Origin of the sequence: Burkholderia aenigmatica (assembly GCF_902499175.1) — a bacterium.
In the GTDB taxonomy this organism is placed as follows: domain Bacteria; phylum Pseudomonadota; class Gammaproteobacteria; order Burkholderiales; family Burkholderiaceae; genus Burkholderia; species Burkholderia aenigmatica.
Genome location: NZ_CABVQC010000017.1, coordinates 23,278 through 45,671, shown reverse-complemented (window position 1 = coordinate 45,671; position 22,394 = coordinate 23,278). Strand labels below are relative to the sequence as shown.

At 68.1% G+C, this 22,394-nt stretch carries 23 protein-coding genes; 16 read left to right on the top strand and 7 right to left on the bottom strand.

What is annotated here, in order from left to right:
* Nucleotides 1-6 precede the first annotated feature (6 nt).
* The 10 genes from BDO18943_RS14475 to BDO18943_RS14430 all read left to right on the top strand — a co-directional run bounded on the left by BDO18943_RS14475 (nt 7) and on the right by BDO18943_RS14430 (nt 10,221).
* Nucleotides 7-1,419 carry an LLM class flavin-dependent oxidoreductase gene (locus BDO18943_RS14475; RefSeq protein WP_175022852.1) on the top strand — a complete coding sequence of 471 codons (1,413 nt, stop codon included), beginning with the start codon at nt 7-9 and terminating at the stop codon, nt 1,417-1,419.
* An 18-nt stretch (nt 1,420-1,437) separates the two neighbouring features.
* A complete protein-coding gene (locus tag BDO18943_RS14470; RefSeq protein ID WP_175022850.1) occupies nt 1,438-2,625 on the top strand; it encodes a methionine ABC transporter ATP-binding protein in 1,188 nt (395 codons plus the stop codon).
* Nucleotides 2,618-3,274 (top strand): methionine ABC transporter permease, encoded by a 657-nt coding sequence (locus tag BDO18943_RS14465; protein WP_175022848.1) that lies wholly within the window; start codon nt 2,618-2,620, stop codon nt 3,272-3,274. The genes BDO18943_RS14470 and BDO18943_RS14465 overlap by 8 nt, the downstream gene beginning before the upstream one ends.
* 54 nt (nt 3,275-3,328) lie before the next feature.
* Complete coding sequence (locus BDO18943_RS14460) at nt 3,329-4,171, top strand: hypothetical protein (protein WP_175022846.1); 843 nt, start codon at nt 3,329-3,331, stop codon at nt 4,169-4,171.
* Nucleotides 4,168-5,379 (top strand): acyl-CoA dehydrogenase family protein, encoded by a 1,212-nt coding sequence (locus tag BDO18943_RS14455; protein ID WP_175022845.1) that lies wholly within the window; start codon nt 4,168-4,170, stop codon nt 5,377-5,379. The genes BDO18943_RS14460 and BDO18943_RS14455 overlap by 4 nt, the downstream gene beginning before the upstream one ends.
* A 136-nt stretch (nt 5,380-5,515) precedes the next feature.
* Nucleotides 5,516-6,724: a zinc metallochaperone GTPase ZigA gene (gene zigA, locus BDO18943_RS14450; protein WP_175022844.1), complete on the top strand. Its 1,209-nt coding sequence runs from the start codon at nt 5,516-5,518 to the stop codon at nt 6,722-6,724.
* A gap of 58 nt (nt 6,725-6,782) precedes the next feature.
* Nucleotides 6,783-7,703, top strand: a complete 921-nt coding sequence (gene folE2, locus BDO18943_RS14445; protein ID WP_175022843.1) for a GTP cyclohydrolase FolE2 — start codon at nt 6,783-6,785, stop codon at nt 7,701-7,703.
* Nucleotides 7,697-8,275 (top strand): 6-pyruvoyl trahydropterin synthase family protein, encoded by a 579-nt coding sequence (locus BDO18943_RS14440; RefSeq protein ID WP_175022842.1) that lies wholly within the window; start codon nt 7,697-7,699, stop codon nt 8,273-8,275. The genes folE2 and BDO18943_RS14440 overlap by 7 nt, the downstream gene beginning before the upstream one ends.
* Nucleotides 8,275-8,835, top strand: coding sequence for a gamma carbonic anhydrase family protein (locus BDO18943_RS14435; RefSeq protein WP_089451804.1), 561 nt, complete (start codon nt 8,275-8,277; stop codon nt 8,833-8,835). The genes BDO18943_RS14440 and BDO18943_RS14435 overlap by 1 nt, the downstream gene beginning before the upstream one ends.
* A 3-nt stretch (nt 8,836-8,838) precedes the next feature.
* Nucleotides 8,839-10,221 carry a dihydroorotase gene (locus BDO18943_RS14430; RefSeq protein WP_175022841.1) on the top strand — a complete coding sequence of 461 codons (1,383 nt, stop codon included), beginning with the start codon at nt 8,839-8,841 and terminating at the stop codon, nt 10,219-10,221.
* 15 nt (nt 10,222-10,236) lie between these two features.
* On the opposite strand, the gene BDO18943_RS14425 is transcribed toward BDO18943_RS14430, so the two are convergent.
* Complete coding sequence (locus BDO18943_RS14425) at nt 10,237-11,265, bottom strand: hypothetical protein (protein WP_175022840.1); 1,029 nt, start codon at nt 11,263-11,265, stop codon at nt 10,237-10,239.
* 221 nt (nt 11,266-11,486) lie between these two features.
* Complete coding sequence (locus tag BDO18943_RS14420) at nt 11,487-12,332, bottom strand: helix-turn-helix domain-containing protein (RefSeq protein WP_175022839.1); 846 nt, start codon at nt 12,330-12,332, stop codon at nt 11,487-11,489.
* Nucleotides 12,333-12,528: 196 nt separating this feature from the next.
* Between BDO18943_RS14420 and BDO18943_RS14415 the strand changes: the two genes are divergently transcribed.
* Together BDO18943_RS14415 and BDO18943_RS14410 are read left to right on the top strand one after the other, a co-directional pair.
* Entirely contained in the window at nt 12,529-13,482 is a 954-nt protein-coding gene (locus BDO18943_RS14415) for a DUF2167 domain-containing protein (protein ID WP_175022837.1), read from the top strand.
* The gene (locus BDO18943_RS14410; RefSeq protein ID WP_175022836.1) at nt 13,479-14,204 is read left to right on the top strand and encodes a site-2 protease family protein; all 726 of its coding nucleotides are present in this window, start codon (nt 13,479-13,481) and stop codon (nt 14,202-14,204) included. Before BDO18943_RS14415 ends, BDO18943_RS14410 begins: the two co-directional genes overlap by 4 nt.
* A gap of 68 nt (nt 14,205-14,272) precedes the next feature.
* Here the strand turns inward: BDO18943_RS14410 and BDO18943_RS14405 are convergent, their stop codons facing one another.
* The gene (locus tag BDO18943_RS14405) at nt 14,273-15,652 is read right to left on the bottom strand and encodes an MFS transporter (RefSeq protein ID WP_175022835.1); all 1,380 of its coding nucleotides are present in this window, start codon (nt 15,650-15,652) and stop codon (nt 14,273-14,275) included.
* 247 nt (nt 15,653-15,899) lie between these two features.
* Between BDO18943_RS14405 and BDO18943_RS14400 the strand changes: the two genes are divergently transcribed.
* Nucleotides 15,900-17,477: an aldehyde dehydrogenase (NADP(+)) gene (locus BDO18943_RS14400; RefSeq protein WP_175022834.1), complete on the top strand. Its 1,578-nt coding sequence runs from the start codon at nt 15,900-15,902 to the stop codon at nt 17,475-17,477.
* A gap of 128 nt (nt 17,478-17,605) precedes the next feature.
* On the opposite strand, the gene BDO18943_RS14395 is transcribed toward BDO18943_RS14400, so the two are convergent.
* Nucleotides 17,606-17,977 carry a type II toxin-antitoxin system VapC family toxin gene (locus tag BDO18943_RS14395; protein WP_175022833.1) on the bottom strand — a complete coding sequence of 124 codons (372 nt, stop codon included), beginning with the start codon at nt 17,975-17,977 and terminating at the stop codon, nt 17,606-17,608.
* Complete coding sequence (locus BDO18943_RS14390; RefSeq protein ID WP_175022832.1) at nt 17,974-18,171, bottom strand: type II toxin-antitoxin system VapB family antitoxin; 198 nt, start codon at nt 18,169-18,171, stop codon at nt 17,974-17,976. Before BDO18943_RS14390 ends, BDO18943_RS14395 begins: the two co-directional genes overlap by 4 nt.
* A gap of 21 nt (nt 18,172-18,192) precedes the next feature.
* Between BDO18943_RS14390 and BDO18943_RS14385 the strand changes: the two genes are divergently transcribed.
* The gene (locus BDO18943_RS14385; protein WP_175022831.1) at nt 18,193-18,405 is read left to right on the top strand and encodes a hypothetical protein; all 213 of its coding nucleotides are present in this window, start codon (nt 18,193-18,195) and stop codon (nt 18,403-18,405) included.
* Nucleotides 18,406-18,439: 34 nt separating this feature from the next.
* Complete coding sequence (locus BDO18943_RS14380) at nt 18,440-18,994, top strand: hypothetical protein (protein ID WP_175022830.1); 555 nt, start codon at nt 18,440-18,442, stop codon at nt 18,992-18,994.
* Between the two features lie 114 nt (nt 18,995-19,108).
* Here BDO18943_RS14380 and kdgD read toward each other — a convergent pair whose 3' ends face one another.
* The gene (gene kdgD, locus BDO18943_RS14375; protein ID WP_043180868.1) at nt 19,109-20,023 is read right to left on the bottom strand and encodes a 5-dehydro-4-deoxyglucarate dehydratase; all 915 of its coding nucleotides are present in this window, start codon (nt 20,021-20,023) and stop codon (nt 19,109-19,111) included.
* A gap of 229 nt (nt 20,024-20,252) precedes the next feature.
* Between kdgD and garD the strand changes: the two genes are divergently transcribed.
* The gene (gene garD / locus BDO18943_RS14370; protein ID WP_175022829.1) at nt 20,253-21,806 is read left to right on the top strand and encodes a galactarate dehydratase; all 1,554 of its coding nucleotides are present in this window, start codon (nt 20,253-20,255) and stop codon (nt 21,804-21,806) included.
* 98 nt (nt 21,807-21,904) lie between these two features.
* On the opposite strand, the gene BDO18943_RS14365 is transcribed toward garD, so the two are convergent.
* On the bottom strand, nt 21,905-22,387 hold the full coding sequence (locus BDO18943_RS14365; protein ID WP_175022828.1) for an Lrp/AsnC family transcriptional regulator: 483 nt from the start codon (nt 22,385-22,387) through the stop codon (nt 21,905-21,907).
* Nucleotides 22,388-22,394 lie beyond the last annotated feature (7 nt).

The window sequence follows — 22,394 nt, the reverse complement described above, 5'->3', positions numbered from 1 at the left end:
GCGACCATGACGACGGCGAACCGCAAGAAGATCCTGCTCAACGCATTCAACATGAACTGCGTCGGGCACATCAATCACGGGCTGTGGACCCATCCGCGCGACCGCTCCGCGCACTACACCGATCTCGACTACTGGGCCGACCTCGCGAAGACGCTCGAACGCGGCAAGTTCGACGGGATCTTCCTCGCGGATATCGTCGGCGTGTACGACGTGTTCGGCGGCAGCCCCGATGCCGCGCTGCGCGAATCGGTGCAGGTGCCCGTCAACGATCCGCTGCTGCTGGTGCCCGCGATGGCGCAGGTCACGCGGCATCTCGGCTTCGGCGTGACCGCGAACCTGACCTACGAACCGCCTTACCTGTTCGCGCGCCGCATGTCGACACTCGATCACCTGACGAAAGGGCGCGTGGGCTGGAATATCGTCACCGGCTATCTCGACAGCGCCGCGCGCGGGATGGGCCTTGCGCAGCAGATCGGCCACGACGACCGCTACGAACGCGCGGACGACTACATGGACGTCGTCTACAAGCTGTGGGAGCAGAGCTGGGACGACGACGCGGTGATCCGCGACGCGCAGGCCCGCGTGTTCGCGCAGCCGGGCAAGGTGCGGCGCGTGAAGCACGACGGGCCGTTCTATTCGATCGACGCGATTCATCTGAGCGAGCCGTCGCTGCAGCGCACGCCGGTGCTGTACCAGGCCGGTTCGTCCGCACGCGGCGTCGAGTTCGCGGGGCGGCATGCGGAATGCGTGTTCGTGAACGGACAAAGCAAGGCCGCGGCGCGCGCGGCGGCGCTCGACATCCGCGCGGCCGCTGCGCGGCAGGGACGCGACCCGGCGTCGATCAAGATCTTCGCGGGCGTGAGCGTCGTGACGGCGGAAACCGAACTTCTCGCGCGCGAGAAGTTCGACGAATACCGCCGCTATGCGAGCCCTGAAGCCGGCCTCGCGCATTTCGCGAGCTCGACTGGGATCGACTTCGCGAAGTACGGCCTCGACGAGCCGATCTCGTATGTGAAGACCGATTCGATCCAGTCGGCGGTCGACGCGATCTCGCGCAAGAGCACGACCGGCACCTGGACCGTGCGGCGGATGCTCGAACAGATGTCGCTGGGCGGCCGCTATGCGCCGATCGTCGGCTCGCCGTCGCAGGTCGCGGACGAGCTGCAGTCGTGGATCGACGAGACCGGCATCGACGGCTTCAACCTGACGCGCACCGTGATGCCCGAGTCGTTCGAGGATTTCGTCGACTGGGTCGTGCCCGAACTGCAGAACCGCGGCGTCTACAAGGAAGACTACGATCCCGCGCCGACGCTGCGCGAGCAGCTGTTCGGCGCCGGCCCGCGGCTGCCCGCGTGGCATACGGGCGCGCAGCACCGGCCGGCTGCCGTGTCCGAACCCGCGCATCCCGCGCATGCCTGAACGTCACGGAGCGAAGCGATGACGCAATTGTTCGATACGCTGGGTTTCATCGACGCCTCGGCCGCGCGTGCCGGCGCCGCTGCCGCGACGCATGACGAAGCGGCCGGGTTGGCCGGCTCGGCCAGCGCCGCCGCCGTGTCGCTGGAGCACGTCGGCAAGGTGTTCGCGACGCCGCGCGGCCAGGCCGCCGCGCTGCGCGACGTGACGCTCGACGTACGGCGCGGCGAGGTATTCGGGATCATCGGCCGCAGCGGCGCCGGGAAGTCGACGCTGCTGCGGCTCGTGAACGGGCTCGAACGGCCGAGCTCGGGCCGCGTGCGCGTGCAGGGCGTCGACGTCGGCGCGCTCGACGAGGACGGCCTCGTCGCGCTGCGGCGTCGCACCGGGATGGTGTTCCAGCATTTCAACCTGCTGTCCGCGAAGACGGTGTGCGAGAACGTCGCGCTGCCGCTGAGGATCGCCGGCGTGCCGAAGGCCGAGCGCACGCGCCGGGCCGACGCGCTACTCGAACTCGTCGGGCTCACCGCGAAGCGCGATGCGTATCCGGCCAGTCTGTCGGGCGGGCAGAAGCAGCGCGTCGGCATTGCCCGCGCGCTGGTGCACGATCCCGAGGTGCTGCTGTGCGACGAGGCGACCTCGGCGCTCGATCCGGAGACGACGCAGTCGATCCTCGCGCTGCTCGCCGACATCAACCGGCGCCTCGGGCTGACGATCGTGCTGATCACGCACGAGATGGAAGTGATCCGCGCGGTGTGCGACACGGTCGCGGTGATCGAACAGGGCGAAGTTGTCGAAACGGGCCCCGTGTGGCGCGTGTTCGGCGATCCGCGCCACGGCGCGACACGTGCGCTGCTCAGCACGCTCGTGCACGACCTGCCGGCCGAACTGGCCGCGCGCGTGCAGCCGTTGCCCGAGCAGGCCGCGTTGCCCGAAGGCGCACAGGTCGTGCTCGACGTCCGCTATACGGGCGAGAGCGGCGGCGAGCCGGATGTCGGCGCGCTCGCGGCGGCGCTCGGCGGCTCCGTGCGGTTCCTGCACGGCGGGATCGAGCGCATCCAGGGGCATGCGCAGGGGCGGCTCGTGATCGCGGCAGCCCCGCGCCTGGACGACGCCGGCCAGTCGACGGCCCGCGGCGGTGCGGTGGCGGCACTGCTCGAACGCGCGCGCCGCCACGCGAATCACGCGGAGGTGCTCGGCTATGTTTGACCTCTGGTGGCCCGAACTGCTCGACGCGATCCGCGACACGCTGTCGATGGTCGCCGCGTCGGCCGTGATCGCGGCGCTGATCGGCATCCCGCTCGCGGTGATCCTCGTGACGACCGCGCCCGGCGGCATCTACGAACGGCGCGGCGCCAACGCGGTGCTCGGCGCGCTCGTCAACGTGTTCCGCTCGACGCCGTTCATCATCCTGCTCGTCGCGCTGCTGCCGTTCACGCGCGTGCTGATCGGCACGACGATCGGCGTCTGGGCGGCCGTCGTGCCGCTGTCGATCGCCGCGATCCCGTTCTTCGCGCGGATCGCCGAGGTGAGCCTGCGCGAAGTCGATCGCGGGCTGATCGAGGCCGCGCTCGCGATGGGCGCGAAGCGCCGCCACATCGTCTGGCACGTGCTGTTGCCCGAAGCGCTGCCCGGCATGCTCGGCGGCTTCACCATTACCGTCGTCGCGCTGATCGGCTCGACCGCGATGGCGGGCGCCGTCGGCGCGGGCGGGCTCGGCGATCTCGCGATCCGCTACGGCTACCAGCGTTTCGACACCACCGTCATGGCGACCGTGATCGTGATCCTGATCGCGCTCGTCTCGGCCGTGCAAATCACGGGCGACCGCCTGGTCCGACGCGTGACCCGGCGTACCTGAGCGACGCCACGAGCGTCCGCTCGCTTCATTCCTGATCCTGAGAGAACACAACCTATGACTTTGCCCATCGGCGCACCGCGCGAATGGAACGGACAATTCGAGGAAGCGCTGTTTCTCGACGTGGCGCGACGCCATCGTCCGGACTTCCCGGCGAAGCTCGCCACGCCGCCGCGCGAGCCGCGCAATGACGACGAACTGGCCGCCGTCGCCGATTACTACACGAAGATGGCGTCGCACGACCTGTTCATCGTGCAGGTCGTCGCGAAGGCGATCGACACGCTGTTCAGCAACGATCCGCATTTCCAGCTGATCCTGTCGCGCCAGCTCGGCGACGACGGCGCGCATGCGGTGATCGGCCGCGAACGCGTGACCGAACTGACGGGGCGCGATCCGCTGCCGGAAGTCGACCGGCTCGTCGCCGCGCACTGGGCCCGCATCGGCGACATCGCGGTGCGTGATGTCGCGGGCTTTCTCGCGTTCGAATGGCATTACGAGCTGCACATCCTCGCGAAGCTGTGGATCCAGCGCAAGACCGGCCGTATCGGCGATTCCGCGATGCGCGAGCACGGCGAGAACCGGATCCGGCCGGACGAGGAGTGGCATCGCGTGCAGATCGTCCAGTGGTGGTTCGACACGTTGAAGGCGCTGCCGGCGGCGGAACGCGACGCGCTGATCGATCGCGTGATCGCGGCCGACGAGGAAACGCAGGCGCGGCTCGATGGTTATCTGCACGACGAGTACGCGCACACCGCGCAGGTATTCGGCGCGGATATCGCCGAATACCGCGCGATCTACGACGACTGGCGGCGCGAGATCCTGGCGCGGCTGACCGGCCGCCGGTTCGACGCGCTCGTGCCGCTGTCGGATGAAACCGTTGAACAGGAAGCTGTCGCATGAACGATCCACGCGGCCCGGCGACCCTCGCGCCGGATACCGATACACCGGCCGTCGACCGCGACGCGCTGGCGCGCGCGATCGACGCGCTGCGCGTGACCGCCGCCGCGCGCGACCGCGCGGGCGGTCACGCGGCGCAGGAGAAGCAGTGGCTCGCCGACGCAGGTTTGCTGACGCTCGCGGTTCCGCGTGCGTTCGGCGGCCAGGAGGCGGCGTGGCCGGCGATCTACGACGTCATCCGGCAGATCGCGCGGGTCGACAGCGCGCTCGCGCATCTCGTCGGGTTCCAGTGCCTGCAGGTGGTGAGCGTCGACGTGTGGGGCAACGCCGCGCAGCGCGAGCGCTACCTGCGCGGCACGGTCGAGCAGCAATGGTGGTGGGGCAATGCGGTCAATCCGCTCGACACGCGGCTCGTGGCCACGGCGACGCCCGACGGCGGCTACCGGCTCGACGGCGTGAAGGGCTTCTGCTCAGGCACGCGCGGCTCGCAGCGGATGACGGTGTCCGCGCACGATCCGGACACCGGCCGCACCGTGTTCGGCGTGGTGCCGACCGATCGCGCGGGAATCACGGTCAACGAAGACTGGGATCCGATCGGCCAGCGACAGACCGACAGCGGCAGCGTGCGCTTCGACGGCGTGACGCTCGCGGCGGACGAGGTGCTGCACCGTTCCGAGGTGCCGCCGACCCCGCGTGCGACGCTGCGCACGCTCGTGTCGCAGCTCGTGCTGACGAACCTGTTCGTCGGGCTCGCGGAAGGCGCGCTGGCGGAAGCGCGCGACTACGTGCTGACGCAGGGCCGCCCGTGGATCCAGTCGGAAGTCGCGCAGGCGAGCGACGATCCGTACACGCTGCAGCGCTTCGGCGACATGCGTGTGCGGGCGATCTCCGCGGCGGCGCTGGCCGATCGCGCGGCCACCGCGTTGCAGCGCGCGTGGGCGCGGCAGGATGCGCTGACGGCGGACGAGCGCGCCGAGGTGGCGCTCGCGGTATCGGAGGCGAAGATCGTCGCGCAGCGCGCGGCGCTCGAGAACGGCGAGGCGCTGTTCGACGCATGCGGCGCACGCGCGACGGCCGCGCCGCTCGGCCTCGACCGCTTCTGGCGGAACGCGCGCACGCATACGCTGCACGATCCGCTCGACTACCGGCTGCGGGATGTGGGCCGGTTCGCGTTGACGGGCGAGTTGCCGCCGGCGTCGCTATATACATGACGGCGTGATGCCGGAGCGGCGCGGTCCGCTCCGGACAAAACCTAACCGGCATGCTGGACGTTTGAGATGATATGTTATATCGTTTCGATACAATGTATCACTCAATGATCGCCCACCTTCCTTCCGGAATCGCCCGATGAGCTCCGCACTCCACCCGTCCACGCGGCTTCCCGTGACCGTCCTGTCCGGCTTCCTCGGCGCCGGCAAGACGACGCTGCTCAACCACATCCTGAACAATCGCGAGGGCCGGCGCGTTGCGGTCATCGTCAACGACATGTCCGAGGTCAACATCGACGCCGCGCTCGTGCGCGACGGCGGCGCGGGGCTGTCGCGCACCGACGAGAAGCTGGTCGAGATGAGCAACGGCTGCATCTGCTGCACGCTGCGCGAGGATCTGCTGATCGAGGTCGACCGGCTCGCGCGCGAAGGGCGGTTCGACCAGCTCGTGATCGAATCGACCGGCATCTCGGAGCCGCTGCCGGTGGCCGAGACGTTCACGTTCGAAGGCGAGGACGGCCGCAGCCTCGGCGAAGTTGCGCGGCTCGACACGATGGTGACGGTGGTTGATGCGTTCAATTTCCTGCGCGACTACGCGTCGCGCGACAGCCTGCAGTCGCGCGGCGAATCGATGGGCGACGAGGATGCGCGCACGGTGGTCGACCTGCTGATCGATCAGATCGAGTTCTGCGACGTGATCGTGATCAACAAGATCGACCTGATCGACGCAAGCGCGCGCGAGCGGCTCGTCGTGCTGCTGCGCGGCTTGAACCCGCGCGCGCGGATCGAGATCGCCGAATTCGGCAAGGTGCCGCTCGAGCGCGTGCTCGACACGGGCCTGTTCGATTTCGACGCGGCGTCGCGCGCGCCGGGCTGGCTGCAGGAGATGCGCGGCACGCATACGCCCGAGACCGACGAGTACGGGATCCGCAGTTTCGTCTACCGCGCGCGGCGGCCGTTCCACCCGCAGCGTTTCTTCGATTTCGTCGAAAGCGAATGGCCGGGCGTCGTCCGCTCGAAAGGGTTCTTCTGGCTCGCCACCCACCCGACCGTCGCCGGTTCGTGGTCCCAGGCCGGCGCGATCGCGCGGCACGGGCCGGCCGGCTACTGGTGGGCGGCCATGCCGCCCGAGCGCTGGCCGCAGGACGCGGAAGCCGTCGCGCAGATCCGCGCGCGCTGGGACGAACGCGTCGGCGATGCGCGGCAGGAACTCGTGCTGATCGGCATGGACATGGACGAGCCCGCGCTGCGCGCGCGCTTCGACGCGTGTTTGCTGACCGACACCGAAATGGCCACCGGCCCCGACCACTGGACCACGTGGGACAACCCGTTTCACGACTGGCCCTGACCTGAACGCGCTTCCTGCATCGATCCGGATGGAGAAGGCGCTCCACCGGATCCCGAGCATGAATGCACCGCTTCCCGATATTTCCCTGACCGACGCCGCGCCGGGCCACCACCCGCTCGAATGGGTCGGCATGCAGGGCATCGACCTGCCCGTCGCGGTGGCCGAGCCCGGCTGCCGGCGCGACGTGCATGCGCGCGCCGACGTACAGGTCGATCTGCCCGCGCAGCACGTGAAGGGCATTCACATGTCGCGGCTGTACCGGCTGCTCGACGGGCTCGGCGATGGCGCGGCGCTGTCGCCGGCCGGTCTTCAGCAGGTGTTGCAAGCCATGGTCGACAGCCATCTCGACTGCGATACGCACAGTGCGCGGCTGCGGCTGCGCTTCGACCTGCTGGCGCGTCGCGCCGCGCTGGTGACCGACGGGCTGGCCGGGTGGAAGGCCTATCCGGTTCGCGTCGACGCGATGCTGAACGGTTCGGGGTTCGAGCTGCGTGCGCAGGTGACGGTCGTCTATTCGTCGACGTGCCCGTGCTCGGCCGCCTTGTCGCGGCACTGGGTCGAGCAGGCGTTCCTGACGGCATTCGGCCGCGACGATCGCGTGGAACCGGCGGCGGTCGCGGCGTGGCTGAAACGGCATGCGACGGCGGCCACGCCGCACAGCCAGCGCAGCGAAGCTGTCGTCAGCGTGAGGCTGCCCGCCGATGGCGCGACGCTGGGGCTGGTCGACCTGATCGACCGTATCGAGCACGCACTCGGCACGCCGGTGCAGACGGCCGTCAAGCGCGCGGACGAGCAGGCCTTCGCGGTGCTGAACGGCGAGAACCTGATGTTCGTCGAGGATGCCGCACGCCGCGTGCAGGCCGCGCTGGACGGCCGCCATGCGAGCCCGCGCGTGCACGTGCGCCATCTGGAAAGCCTGCATCCGCACGATGCGGTGGCCTGGGCCGCGCCGGTGCGCGAAGGCGCCGCCGCATGCTGATCCGCAAGCTGTTCCGGTTCGAGAATGCGCACGTCGTACGCGGCTGCAGCACGCGGCGCTGTTCGCATTCGATCCACGGCCATTCGTACCGCGTCGAATTGCTGCTCGAAGCGCATGCGCTGGACCGCGGGCAGATGATCTACGACTTCGGGCTGCTCAAGGGCGACGTGCGCGACCTGATCGACGCGTTCGACCATGCGGTGACGCTGTGGTCGGATGACGACCCCGGCTATGTCGAGAGCATGCGCCGGCATTCCGAACGCTGGGTGCTGCTGCCCGTGTCGCCGAGCGCCGAGCAGTTCTCGCGCGTGTTCTTCCGCCTCGTCGATGCGGCGCTGTCCTGCACCCGCATGTCGAACGGCGAAGCCGACGTGCGGCTGCATTCGGTCATCGTTCACGAGACCGAGACCGGTTATGCGCAGTGTTTTCGCGACGATGCGTACAACCCGCGCATGGGCCGTATCGACCTGGACGACATCGTGTTCGCGCCGGCCATTGCCGCGCAGTGGCACGATCCGGGCCTGTTCGAGCGGATCAGGCGCGGCCGCCCCATTTCCAGTCAGGCATCCTGATGATCAGAAAGAACCCGCGCGGCGACCTGCCGCAGATTCACCCGAGCGCATTCGTCGATCCGACCGCCATTCTGTGCGGGCTCGTGATCGTCGAGGAGAACGTGTTCATCGGCCCGTACGCGGTGATCCGCGCCGACGAAACGGATAGCGGCGGCCGGATCGCGCCGATCGTGATCGGTGCGCATTCGAACATCCAGGACGGCGTGGTGATCCATTCGAAGTCGGGCGCGAGCGTCACCATCGGCCAGCATACGTCGATCGCGCATCGCGCGATCGTCCACGGGCCGTGCAAGGTCGGTAACGGCGTATTCGTCGGCTTCAACAGCGTGCTGTTCAACTGCACGATCGACGACGGCTGCGTGGTGCGCTACAACGCGGTCGTCGACGGCTGCCACCTGCCGCCGGGTTTCTACGTGCGTTCGACCGAGCGCATCGGGCCGGAAACCGATCTCGCCGCCTTGCCGCAGGTGACGGCCGACGCGAGCGATTTCTCCGAGGACGTCGCGCGCACGAACAATGCGCTGGTGCTGGGCTACAAGCACATCCAGAACGAGTTCTGAATCATGGACGAGCCCATTCGACGCGAAGGGGGCGCGAGCGACGCGCTGCAGCGACGTCACGCCGACCTGCTCGTGCACGGCGGCACGGCGATCACGCCCAACGGTGCCGAGCGGATCGACATCGCGTGCGCGGGCGGCCGCGTCGTCGCGCTGGGCGCGTTGCACGGCACCTGGAGCGCCGATGTCCTGCTGAATGCCGGTGGCCTGCATGTGCTGCCGGGCGTCGTCGACAGCCAGGTGCATTTCCGCGAACCCGGCCTGACGCACAAGGAAACCATCGAGGCCGGCACGCGCGGCGCGGTGCTCGGCGGCGTCACGACGATCTTCGAGATGCCCAACACGCATCCGCTGACGCTGACCGCGCAGGATCTGCAGGCCAAGCTGGATCTCGCGCGCGGCCGTGCGTGGTGCGACTACGCGTTCTACATCGGCGGCTCGGCCGCGAACGCCGAACGGCTGCCGGTGTTCGAGAACCTGCCGGGCTGCGCGGGCGTGAAGGTCTTCATGGGCAGTTCGTTCGGCGACCTGTTGGCCGACGACGAAGCCGTGTTGCGCCGGATCGTGCGCAACGGGCGGCGGCGCATGGCCGTGCACGCGGAGGACGAGGCGCGGCTGCGCGAACGCCGTGCGCTCGTGGAGGCGAGCGGCGACGTGCGCGATCATCATCGCTGGCGCGACACGGAAAGCGCACTGGCCGCGACGCGGCGCATCGTCGGGCTGGCCGCCGAGACGGGCCGCCGGCTGCATGTGCTGCACGTGTCCACCGCCGACGAAATGGCGTTGCTCGCGCGGCACCGGCATCGCGTGACCGTCGAGGTCACGCCGCATCACCTGAGCCTGCACGCCCCCGATTGCTACGCGCGGCTCGGCACGTTCGCACAGATGAATCCGCCGGTGCGCGAACGGCATCATCAGGACGCGCTGTGGCAGGCCGTTCGCGATGGCGTGGTCGACGTGATCGGCAGCGATCACGCGCCGCATACGCGCGACGAAAAGCGCCGCCCCTATCCGCAGTCGCCGAGCGGGATGACCGGCGTGCAGACGCTGCTGCCGCTGATGCTCGATCACGTGCAGGCGGGCCGCCTGAGCCTCGCGCGGCTGGTCGACCTGACCAGCGCCGGGCCGGCACGGATCTTCGGCATCGCGGGGAAGGGGCGGATTGCGGTGGGCTACGACGCCGATTTCAGCCTCGTCGACTTGCGCGCGCGCCGCATCATCCGCGACGAATGGATCGCCAGCGTGAGCGGCTGGACGCCGTACGACGGGTGCGCGGTGACGGGCTGGCCCGTGCACACGGTCGTGCGCGGGCAGGTCGTCGTGCGCGACGGTGCGCTGAACGGGGCGCCGGCCGGGCAGGCCGTGACGTTTCTGGATGCGGCGGCGTAGCGACGCGTTACCCGTTCAGTGCGCGGGGTTCCGGATGAGCACGTAAGCCTTCCCCGACGGAGCCTGCACGACCGACAGGCCGTCGGCGATCGTGCCGTCGCTCTTGCTGACGGCCGGCTGGCCTGCTGCAGGCGAGAAGAGCCATGCGCCGGGATATTTCTCGCGGAATCTGGGTGCCAAGGACGAGACCTCGGTTCCGGCGGGGTAGGTGAACTCACCGACGCTGGCGGCGCGCGCCAGGGTGCCGGACGCGAGGGCCACGACGCGATGTTGCCGGTCGAGATTCAACACCGGGCTACGCAAGGGCAATCCGGCCAGTTCGAACAGGGCGCCTTCGGCGACAGTGAGGTGCCAATAGTCGTTGTCACGCGAGCCGTCGAGATACAGGGTCGTGCCTCTGATCAGGGTCGACCCGGCCGGCACGAGGGAACCGGCCACGCGGTTGCCGTCGGCCAGATGGCACCACCAGAGCGTCTTGATCCGGGCATCCTTGCGCAACACGATTTCCAGCGGCCCGCCCGGACCGCACACCCATCCGTCGATCGGGCGGGGGCCGGTGACGGTCAGCGACAGGGCCGTGAGGGTGACGGGCGACTGGTCGTGCCACGGTGTTTCGTCGTCGTATTCCGACGCCGTCCGCAGCGCCACGGCGGGAATGCCGTAGACGCTGACCTCATGCGGAAACGCGGCCTCGTCGATCGATGCCAGGTTGCCGGCGGTCGTGAGCGAAAGGGTGGTGCCGGCCGGCATGTCGACGCCCAGCAAGTGAGTGGCCTTCTCCAGCGTCGGATGCCGCGCGGCCTCCTCCTTTCTGGATTGCAGGTCGATCCGCAGATAGGCGATCGCCAGCACCACAAAGAAGCTGCTCGACACGCACAGCGTGCCGAACAGGCCAGATGCGCGTCCCCGGTGCGTGCGAAACCATCCGCGAGCGCGAGACGACAACGCCAGCGTGACAGCCCAGACCAGCACGGACACGGTCGCCAGAAACGAAATGCCGAGAACGATGAAGAAGGCGCCGGAGAAAATCGGAGCGGCAATCATCGGAAACGCGAACGACGGAATGGATTCATGGTTGGAATGGCCTCGACGCCGCGGGACATGCCGGCATCGTCAGGTGAAGGGTGCCGCCACGCGGTTGGCCCTCGGTGGCGGACGGTCTTTCAGGATCTTGTGCGAATGGCGCACATTGTATTGTTCAAACGCGATTGCCCGGCGACGGCCGCGTGCATATCCGGCACGTTGCCGTCACGACGCCGGCGAGACTACCCCGGCAACGCGTCCGCCAGCGCCCGCATCGCGTCCACCGTCTCCGGGTTCGCCGGAAAGAACGCCTCGATGGCGAGTTCCGACAGCGTCACGTCGACCGGCGTGCCGAACACCGTCGTCGTACTGAAGAACGTCAGCTCGCCGGCCGCCGTGCGCAGCCGCAGCGGCACGGCGATATCCGCGAAGTCGGTGCGCGCATGCGTGTCGTCGGGCTGGCCGGCCGGCGCCGGATAGGCGGCGAGTTCGTCGCGCAGCGTGTGCAGCGTGCGGTCGCCGCTCGCATCGATCTGCCGCTGCAGCCGATGCAGGATGTGCGCGCGCCATTCATGCCAGTTGACGATCTGCGGCGCGAGGCCGTCCGGATGCAGGCTCAGCCGCAGCACGTTGACGGGTGGCTGCAGCAGCGCCGGATCGGCCTGCGCGACCAGCGCGCCGAGCATCCGGTTCGCGGCGAGCAGCGTCCAGTGACGGTCCACGGCGAGCGCCGGGTAGGGCTCGTGGCCGCGCAGCACCGCTTCGACCGCATGGCGCGCGGCATCCAGTTGCGGATCCGAAAACGGCCGTTCGCGAAACAGCGGCGCGAAGCCCGCCGCAACGAGCAGCGCATTGCGCTCGCGCAGCGGCACGTCGAGACGCTCCGCGAGATGCAGCACCATCTCGCGGCTCGGCTGCGCGCGGCCCGATTCGACGAAGCTCAGATGGCGCGCGGAGACTTCCGCGTCGAGCGCAAGCGCCATCTGGCTCAGGCGGCGGCGTTGCCGCCACGTGCGCAACAGCGGGCCGATGCCGGATGCGCGGCTGGCGGACGGGGAGGGTGAATGCAGGGCGGCGGTCGGGTTCATGACGCTGATGATAGGCAATCCCGCGCACCTTGGGCATTACCTGCGACGTAAGCATCGGGCCGATTCTCGGGCGTGTCGTGTCGCTGCGTTACCATAGCCCCCGTGCCAACTGAGAGACGACGCCGGACCCGCGATTGAAAACGCCTGGGCCGACGCCGTGCATATTTACGACAAGGCATTCCAGGGGAATCCAACAATGAAAAAACTTGCCGTCCGGCTCGCCTGCGTGGCGACGCTTGCATTCGCCGTGACCACCAGCTACGCGCAGACCGAAGCTGCGCAGGTGGAAATGAGGGCCGCCGCCGCGGCCGCCAACGACGCGGTCGTGAAGGGCCCGACCGATATCGACGTGAAACACGAAGCCGTGCTGAAGCTGAAGGCCGGCGAATCGTTCGTGCCGGCCGCCGAAGCCGGCCGCTACCTGCGCTCGATGGGCAACTCGATCGATGAAACGAAGCTGGTCGGCCTCGTGCTGCCCGACGATCCCGATGCCGACTGGATCTCGGTCGTGTCGTTCGAGCCGAGCGGCTATATCCGCGACGACGACGCGAAGGACTGGAAGCCCGACGAGCTGCTGAAGAGCCTGCAGGCCGGCACCGAGGAAGACAACCCCGGGCGCAAGGAGCGCGGCCTGCCGGAAACCGAGGTGGTCGGCTGGGCGAAGGCGCCCGCGTACGACGCGGCCACGCACCGGCTCGTGTGGTCCGCGATCATCCGCGACAAGGGCGCGGCCCCGAACGCCGAGAACGACGGCGTGAACTACCGGACGCTCGTGCTCGGCCGCGACGGCTACCTGTCGCTGACGATGGCATCGACGCTCGCCGACCTGCCGAAATACAAGGCGTCGGCCGACGACCTGCTGTCGAACATCAGCTTCAACGACGGCAAGCGCTACGCCGATTTCAACAAGTCGACCGACCACGTCGCCGAGTATGGCCTCGCGGCGCTGATCGTCGGCGTCGGCGCGAAGAAGCTCGGCCTGCTCGCGCTGATCGGCGCGTTCGCGGTGAAGTTCTTCAAGATCGGCGCGGTGGCGCTGCTGGCCGGCGGCGCGGCGCTGAAGCGCTTCTTCGGGCGCAAGCCGAAGGCGGCCGCGGTGCCGGCCGTCGCCGATGCATCCGACGTGTCCGGCGCGGAGGGCAAGGAATGACGAAGCTGTTGCTGCTGATTTTCGGCGGCCTCAAGCTTGGCAAGGTGCTCGTGTCGGCGGGCACCATGCTCGCGTCGATCGCGGTCTACGCGCTGTTCTACGGCTGGCGCTTCGCGGCCGGTTTCGTGGCACTGCTGCTGGTGCACGAGGCCGGCCACTACCTCGCCGCGCAGCGGCGCGGGCTCGACGTCGGGCTGCCGACCTTCATCCCGTTCGTCGGCGCGTGGATCCAGTTGAAGGAGATGCCGCACGACGCGGAAACCGAGGCGTATGTCGGGCTCGCCGGGCCGTTCGTCGGCACGCTCGGTGCGCTGGCCTGCTACGCGGCGGCGCGCCACTACGACAGCAACCTGCTGCTCGCACTGTCGTACACGGGTTTCTTCCTGAACCTGTTCAACATGATTCCGCTGTCGCCGTTCGACGGCGGGCGGATCACCGCGGTGCTGTCGCCGCGCATCTGGTTCGCGGGCGTGCCCGCGCTGATCGCGCTGTTCGTCTATCGCCCGAGCCCGCTGCTGATCGTGATGGCGATCCTCGCGCTGCCGCAGCTGAAACGCGCGTGGCGCTACGATCCCGACGCGCCGGAAAACCGCGTGTACTACGCGACGTCGATCGAGACGAAGACGACCTATGCGCTCTGCTACGTCGGCCTGCTCGCGTTCCTCGCGCTGATGACGTCCGGCGTGCACGACATGCTGCGCGTCGCGCATTCGTCGATCTGACGCCCGATACCTGATGCAAAAACGGCGGCCGGTTTTACGCGGCCGCCGTTTTTTTGCGTGGCCGAACCTCAGGCGTCGCGATGACGCAATTCGACGCGTCTGATGTCCTTCACGATCACGAGATAGCTGAACACGGTGACGAGCGCGTTCAGCCCGACGAACACGAGTGCGCCGTTGAACGAGCCGCTCGCGCCGACGAGGTAGCCGATCGCGATCGGCGCGACGATCCCGGCCGTGTTGCCGAACATGTTGAACAGGCTGCCCGACAGGCCGATCGCCTCCTTCGGCGCGGTATCCGCGACGACGGCCCAGCCGAGCGAGCCGATGCCCTTGCCGAAGAACGACACGGCCATCAGGGCGATCACCAGCACTTCGCTGTCGACGTAATTGCAGCCGATGATGACCATCGACAGCGCCATCCCGCCGACGATCGGGATCTTGCGCGCGAGCGTCAGCGACACGCCGCGGCGGATCAGCCCGTCCGACAGCATCCCGCCGAGCACGCCGCCGAGGAACCCGCAGATCGCGGGCAGCGACGTCATGAAGCCGGCCTTCAGCAGCGACATCCCGCGCGCTTGCACGAGATAGATCGGGAACCACGTGAGGAAGAAGTACGTGAGCACGTTCACGCAGTACTGGCCGAGGTACACGCCGATCAGCATCCGGTTCGACAGCAGCTGGCGCACGTAGTACCAGCCGGCGACGCGGCTGCTTTCGGAGCGCGAGCCGTTGCTGCTGCGTGCGGCGGTGCGCACCAGGCCGCCACCTTGTTCGATGTGTTCGAGTTCCGCGCGGTTCACGGCCGGATGGTCGGCCGGGTCCTTCATGACCCGCAGCCACAGGAACGCGAGCGCGACGCCCGCGAGGCCGAGCCACAGATACACCTGATGCCAGCCGTACGCGTGCGTGAGCCACGCCATCAGCGGCGAGAACACCACGGCCGCGAAGTACTGCGCGGCGTTGAAGATCGCCGATGCGGTGCCGCGCTCGGCGGTCGGGAACCAGCTCGCGACGACCTTCGCGTTCGCGGGAAACGCGGGGGCTTCGGCGATGCCAACCGCGAAGCGCATCGCGAACAGCGCGGCGACCGCGAACGCGGCGCTGCCGCCGAGGCCGATCGTGCTCTGCAGCAGCGTGAACGCCGACCACAGGAAGATGCTGGCCGCATACACGCGGCGCGCGCCGAAGCGGTCGAGCAGCCAGCCGCTCGGCAGTTGCGCGAGCACATACGCCCAGCTGAATGCCGAGAAGATGTAGCCCATCGTCACCGGATCGATGCCGAACGCCTTGCGGATCGGCGTGCCGGTGATCGACAGCGTCGCGCGGTCCGCATAGTTGAGCGTCGTGACGACGAACAGCATCGTCAGGATCCAGTAGCGCACGACGGTCCGGCGCGCGGTGCGCGCGAGGTCGAGCGGAAGGTCGCGAGAGGTAGTCTGATTAGGCACTTTAATGTATGTCGTCGTATGACATGGCAGCAGTTTATTGGCAATGATCAGCGGCAGAAAGCTCGGGTTTTCCCTTTGGATGATGACGTGAAATCGTCAATTATTCGAGGATTTTCCCGCTTTGTAAGGGTTTGGTGTGCTTCGGCACCGGCTTGGGTGCGGGCGATAATATTGATTTCCAGTGAGCGGACATCGTATCTGTTGGGCTACAATGAGCCACCCATTCCCGAACCACGGAGCACACCCCATGCAACTGACAGGAGAGATGCTGATCGGCGCCGACGCGGTGGCCGGCTCGGCCGGTACCTTGCGCGCGTTCGACCCGTCGAAAGGCGCGCCGATCGACGCGCCGGCGTTCGGCGTCGCGACGCAGGCCGACGTCGAGCGCGCATGCGAACTCGCGCGCGATGCGTTCGATGCATACCGCGCACAGCCGCTCGCGGCCCGCGCGGCGTTTCTCGACGCGATCGCGGATGAAATCGTCGCGCTCGGCGACGCGCTGATCGAGCGCGCACACGCTGAAACGGGCCTGCCTGTCGCGCGGCTGCAGGGCGAGCGCGGCCGCACCGTCGGCCAGCTCCGGCTGTTCGCGCGCGTCGTGCGCGACGGGCGTTTCCTGGCCGCGTCGATCGATCCGGCGCAGCCTGCCCGCACGCCGCTGCCGCGTTCGGACCTGCGGTTGCAGAAAGTCGGGCTCGGGCCCGTCGCCGTGTTCGGCGCGAGCAATTTTCCGCTCGCATTCTCGGTGGCCGGCGGCGATACGGCGTCGGCGCTTGCGGCCGGCTGCCCGGTGATCGTGAAGGCGCACGAGGCACACCTCGGCACGTCCGAGCTGGTTGGCCGCGCGATCCGCGCCGCCGTCGCCAAAACCGGGATGCCGGCCGGCGTGTTCTCGCTGCTGGTCGGCCCCGGCCGCGTGATCGGCGCGGCGCTCGTCAGCCATCCGGCGATCCAGGCCGTCGGTTTCACGGGGTCGCGGCAGGGCGGCATGGCGCTCGTGCAACTCGCGAACGCGCGCCCGCAGCCGATTCCCGTCTACGCGGAAATGAGCAGCATCAACCCCGTCGTGCTGTTCCCGGCGGCGCTCGCCGCACGCGGCGATGCGATCGCGACGGGCTTCGTCGATTCGCTGACGCTCGGCGTCGGTCAGTTCTGTACCAACCCGGGCCTCGTGCTCGCGATCGACGGCCCCGATCTCGACCGCTTCGAAACCGTCGCCGCGCAGGCGCTCGCGAAGAAGCCGGCCGGCGTGATGCTCACGCGCGGCATCGCCGATGCGTATCGCAACGGCCGCGGCAAGCTGGCCGAACTGCTGGGCGTGCGTGAGATCGGCGCGGGCGAGGCGGCGCAGACCGACTGTCAGGCCGGCGGCGCGCTGTACGAAGTCGGTGCGCAGGCGTTCCTGGCCGAGCCGGCGTTCGGCCACGAGGTGTTCGGTCCGGCGTCGCTGATCGTGCGTTGCCGCGATCTCGACGAAGTCGCGCGCGTGCTCGACGCGCTCGAAGGCCAGCTGACGGCCACGCTGCAGCTGGACGCCGACGACAAGCCGCTCGCGCGCCGGCTGCTGCCGATCCTCGAACGCAAGGCCGGGCGCCTGCTCGTGAACGGCTACCCGACCGGCGTCGAAGTGTGCGACGCGATGGTGCACGGCGGGCCGTTCCCCGCAACGTCGAACCCGGCAGTCACGTCGGTCGGCGCGACGGCGATCGAGCGTTTCCTGCGGCCCGTGTGCTACCAGGATTTCCCGGACGATCTGCTGCCGGAAGGGTTGCAGGAGCGCAATCCGCTTGAGATTCCGCGGCTGCGGGACGGGAAGGCGGAGTGATCGACTGAGGGGGGGATCTCGGCGGCGGGTATGCCGGGATGATGCCCGGAAGCGGAAAGGCGGAAGGGGCCGGTTGGCCGCTTCCGCCTTTTTTCATGGCCGGCTTTCGTGTTGCCGGTTTCGCCGGATCAATGCGTGGGGTGGGCAACCAGCCCCAGGCGATCGGCAGCGGCCAGCAGGCGCCGGTCGCGCGTCCACAGCTTGCTGCCGCTGGTCAGCCGGACCGAAGCGAGCAAGTGTGCGTCGACGTAGCCGATGCCGAGCCCGTGAAGCGGCGCGACGTCGATCATGCGTTGAACTTCGTCGTCGGTTGCCGAAACGGCGACGGGCAGGTCGCGTAACGCGTCCAGCACAGTCTGGCGATCGCGCAGGCTGACGAGCGCGAGTTCGCCGATGACGAAGGGATGGATCAATACCCGTTCGGTTTCCAGCAGGGTGGTGAGCGTGACGTCGCCGGCCCGCAGATGGTCAATCCAGACCGAGGTGTCGACCAGGATCATGCCGGCTCCGACGGGCGGCGCGGAGCGGATTCGAGGTCAGGCTCGGTACCGCCGAGGCGAGCGAGTCGCCGTGCACTTTCGCGGGCGATCAGCGCGCGCAACGCTTCTCTCACCAGTGCCGATTTTTCAGTGACGCCGGTCAATTGCTGCGCTTTGGCGAGCAGAGCGTCGTCAAGGGACAAGGTGGTACGCATGGTGGGCTCCGGAAAGGACTGATGCATCAATTTTGGCATCAATCGATGCTGATGGTGATGCGCTCAGTGGACAAGGCGATGAGCGGTTATCGCGCCGGTGTAGCAGGCGATCAGACCTTTTGGGGCGCAATGGGGCAAGCCGAAACTGCCTTCGATCGTTCCGGCTTTCCCGCTGCCCGCTTTTCTCCTACAGTACCGGAGCCCCGGGTCGACCGACCCGCAGGCGAAACCTGAGAGATCCAGAAAAAGACCAAGAGGGAACGGCATCATGAACATCAGCAAACGTGGCGACCACCTGTTCGCGGCCGGGTTGTGGAAAGCGGTCGGCGACGTCGCGAAGTCAGTGCGCACGCAGGTCGGGGAATATAGCGAAGGCCGCGTGCTGGCCAACGCGCTGTTCGAATTGCAGCGCGACCTGGGTGGCAGCGAATTCGACGTGACGATCAACCAGGGGCGGCCCGTTACGGGCTCCGATCCGCATTCGCTCCGGTTCGGCCAGGCCGTCAGGCGGTTCAGGCTGGACATGGAGGCGCTGGTGTTCGCGCTGAAACACCGCCGCGGCATCGACGAGCGCGACCCGGGCCTGCGCACCGACGCGCTGACGCAGGCCAACAGCCAGCTTGCCACTGCCAAGCAGTACGCGATGCTCACGATCGGGCGGTTCTTCGATGCAGTCGTCGATCCCGACGTGCTCGACCAGATGCTCGCCAGCGATCCGAACACGCGTGCGCGGCGCTCGGCCACCGGCGCGGAGATCGCCACGACCCGGCTCAGGCTGGGCAGCCTGCGCTACCGGATCGTCGGCGCCATTTCGCAGATGTGACGAAAACGGCCGGCCCGCGAAGCGCGGGGCGGCCGTCGAAGAGCGCAAGCGGGGCCGAACGCGCGGCTCCGCGCCGGCACGCGCCGAAGCGTGTGCCGGTTGACTGCCTGCCGCTTACTGCGGCCCCATCTTCTTGATCAGCACGTCGAGTTCCGCGACTTCGTCGTCGGTGAGGTCGACGAGCGGCGCGCGCACCGGGCCCGCGTCATGGCCGACGAGCTTCGCGCCCGCCTTCACGATGCTGACCGCATAGCCTGCGCGGCGATTGCGGATCTTCAGGTACGGCAGGAAGAATTCGTCGATCAGGCGGCCGACCGTTGCGTGGTCGTCCTTCGCGATCGCTTCATAGAAGTCCATTGCCGTCTTCGGGATGAAGTTGAACACGGCCGACGAATACACCGGCACGCCGAGCGCCTTGTATGCGGCGGCATAGACTTCGGCCGTCGGCAGGCCGCCGAGATACGCGAAACGGTCGCCGAGGCGGCGGCGGATCGTCACCATGCTTTCGATTTCGCCCACGCCGTCCTTGAAGCCGATCAGGTTCGGGCAACGATCGGCGAGGCGCTCGAGCATGTCGGCGTTCAGCTTCGAATTCGCGCGGTTGTACACCACCACGCCGATCTTCAGTGCGCGGCACACCTGCTCGACGTGGTCGGCGATCCCTTCCTGGCTGGCTTCGGTCAGGTAGTGCGGCATCAGCAGCACACCGCTCGCGCCGAGGCGCTCGGCCTCCTGCGCATATTCGATCGCGACGCGCGTCGCGCCGCCCGCGCCGGCGAGGATCGGCACCTTGCCCTTGCAGGTTTCCGTCGCGACGCGGATCACGTCCGAATACTCGCGCTGCGTGAGCGAGAAGAATTCACCGGTGCCGCCGGCCGCGAACAGCGCGCTCGCACCGTACGGCGCGAGCCATTCCAGGCGCTCGGCGTAGGTGGACGGGCGGAAGCTGCCGTCGACGTCGAAATCCGTCAGCGGAAACGACAGCAGGCCGTGGGAGATGATCTGTTTGAGTTCTTGCGGTGAAGTCATGGTTGGGTCGTCCGTCTAGCGCGAGTGCTGGGTTCGTCGGGAACGGCATACGAGCCACATTGGCGATGTCGTTGTATGTCATCGTACAACGAGGGGAGGTGGGGCGCAAGCGGTTTGCTGGCAGATAAATAGTAGGGTCTTTCCGGATAAGGGTTTACGCAGCATCGCCGGTTTGGGTCGAATGTCGTATGATGACTAACGATATGGCCGTTAGCCTTCAGGAATTCCGATGACTGCTTCCCCGCTCTACATTCGCGTGCATCCGGACGACAACGTCGCGATCGTCGTCAACGACGGCGGCTTGCCCGAGGGCGCGACCTTCGCCGACGGGCTGACGCTGCGCGAAGGCGTGCCGCAGGGGCACAAGGTCGCGCTGGTCGACCTCGCGGCCGGCGACCCGATCGTCCGCTACAACGTGGTGATCGGTTATGCGCTGGTCGAGCTGCGACGCGGCAACTGGGTCAACGAGCGCACGATGCGCATGCCCGAGCCGCCGGGGCTCGACGACCTGCCGCTCGCGACGCGCGCCGCGCCGCCGCTGCCGCCGCTCGAAGGCTATACGTTCGAGGGCTTCCGCAACGCCGACGGCTCGGTCGGCACGCGCAACATCCTCGCGATCACGACGACCGTACAGTGCGTGTCGGGCGTCGTCGAGCATGCGGTGAAGCGGATCAAGGCCGAGTTGCTGCCGCGCTATCCGAACGTCGACGACGTGGTCGGGCTCGAGCACACGTACGGCTGCGGCGTGGCGATCGACGCGCCCGACGCCGACATCCCGATCCGCACGCTGCGCAACATCAGCCTGAATCCGAACTTCGGCGGCGAGGTGATGACCGTGAGCCTCGGCTGCGAGAAGCTGCAGCCCGAGCGCCTGCTGCCGCCCGGCACGATTCCGGTCGCGGCGGACGGCGCGACGGACAACGGGGGTGTCGTGTGCCTGCAGGATGCCGCACACGTCGGCTTCAACTCGATGATCGACTCGATCATGAAGATGGCCGAATCGCATCTCGAGCGATTGAACCGCCGCCGCCGCGAGACGTGCCCGGCGTCGGATCTCGTCGTCGGCGTGCAGTGCGGCGGCAGCGACGCGTTCTCGGGGCTCACCGCGAACCCGGCCGTCGGCTTCGCGGCCGACCTGCTGGTGCGCGCGGGCGCGACGATCATGTTCTCCGAGGTGACGGAAGTGCGCGACGGCGTCGCGCAGCTCACGTCGCGCGCGGCGAACGAGGACGTTGCACGCGAGATCATCCGCGAGATGGACTGGTACGACCGCTACCTGCAGCGCGGCCGCGTCGATCGCAGCGCGAACACGACGCCCGGCAACAAGAAGGGCGGCCTGTCGAACATCGTCGAGAAGGCGATGGGGTCGATCGTGAAGTCGGGCAGCGCGCCGATCGCCGGCGTCGTGCGTCCTGGCGATCGCGCGAAGCAGAAGGGCCTGCTGTATGCGGCGACGCCTGCGAGCGACTTCATCTGCGGCACGCTGCAACTCGCGGCCGGGATGAACCTGCACATCTTCACGACCGGCCGCGGCACGCCGTACGGCCTCGCGCAGGTGCCGGTGATCAAGGTCGCGACGCGCAGCGATCTCGCGCGCCGCTGGCACGACCTGATGGATCTCGACGCGGGGCAGATCGCGACCGGCGCGGCCACGATCGAGGACACCGGCTGGGAGCTGTTCCGGCTGATGCTCGACGTCGCGAGCGGCAAGCGCCGCACGTGGGCCGAGCAATGGAAGCTCGCGAATGCGCTGACGCTGTTCAATCCGGCGCCGGTGACCTGACGCGCGCGGTCGTTGCCGCCAGACGAAACGGGCGCCCGCGGGCGCCCGTTTTCATTGCGGCGGCCCGGGCACGTGCACCGGCCCGCGCCGGGCGTTCGTTACGCGATGTCGATCGGCAGCGACAGCCCCACCTTCACGCGCGACATCACGACCATCGTCTCGAAGTGACGGATGTTGTGGTGTTGCCGGAACACGCGCGTGGAAAACTCCTCGTAGTGGTCGATGTCGCGCATCGCGATCATCAGCACGAAATCCGCACGGCCCGTCACCACGTAACACTGCATGACTTCCGGCAGCGATTTCAGGAACCGCTTGAATTCGTCGAGCAGGTCGACCCGTTCGCGCTCGACCTGCACGAGCACGAGCATCGTCAACGGGAGGCCGATCTTGGTCGGATCGACGACAGACACGTCCTGCTGGATATAGCGCTCGTCGCGCAGCCGCTTCACGCGGCGCAGGCACGCGGGCGGGCTCAGGCCGATCTCGGCGGCGAGCGCCTGATTGGTGATCTGGTTGTCGTGCTGGAGGCGGGCGAGGATCCGCAGGTCGAAGTCGTCGAGCGGCGCGGCGGCGGGATTCATCGGATTT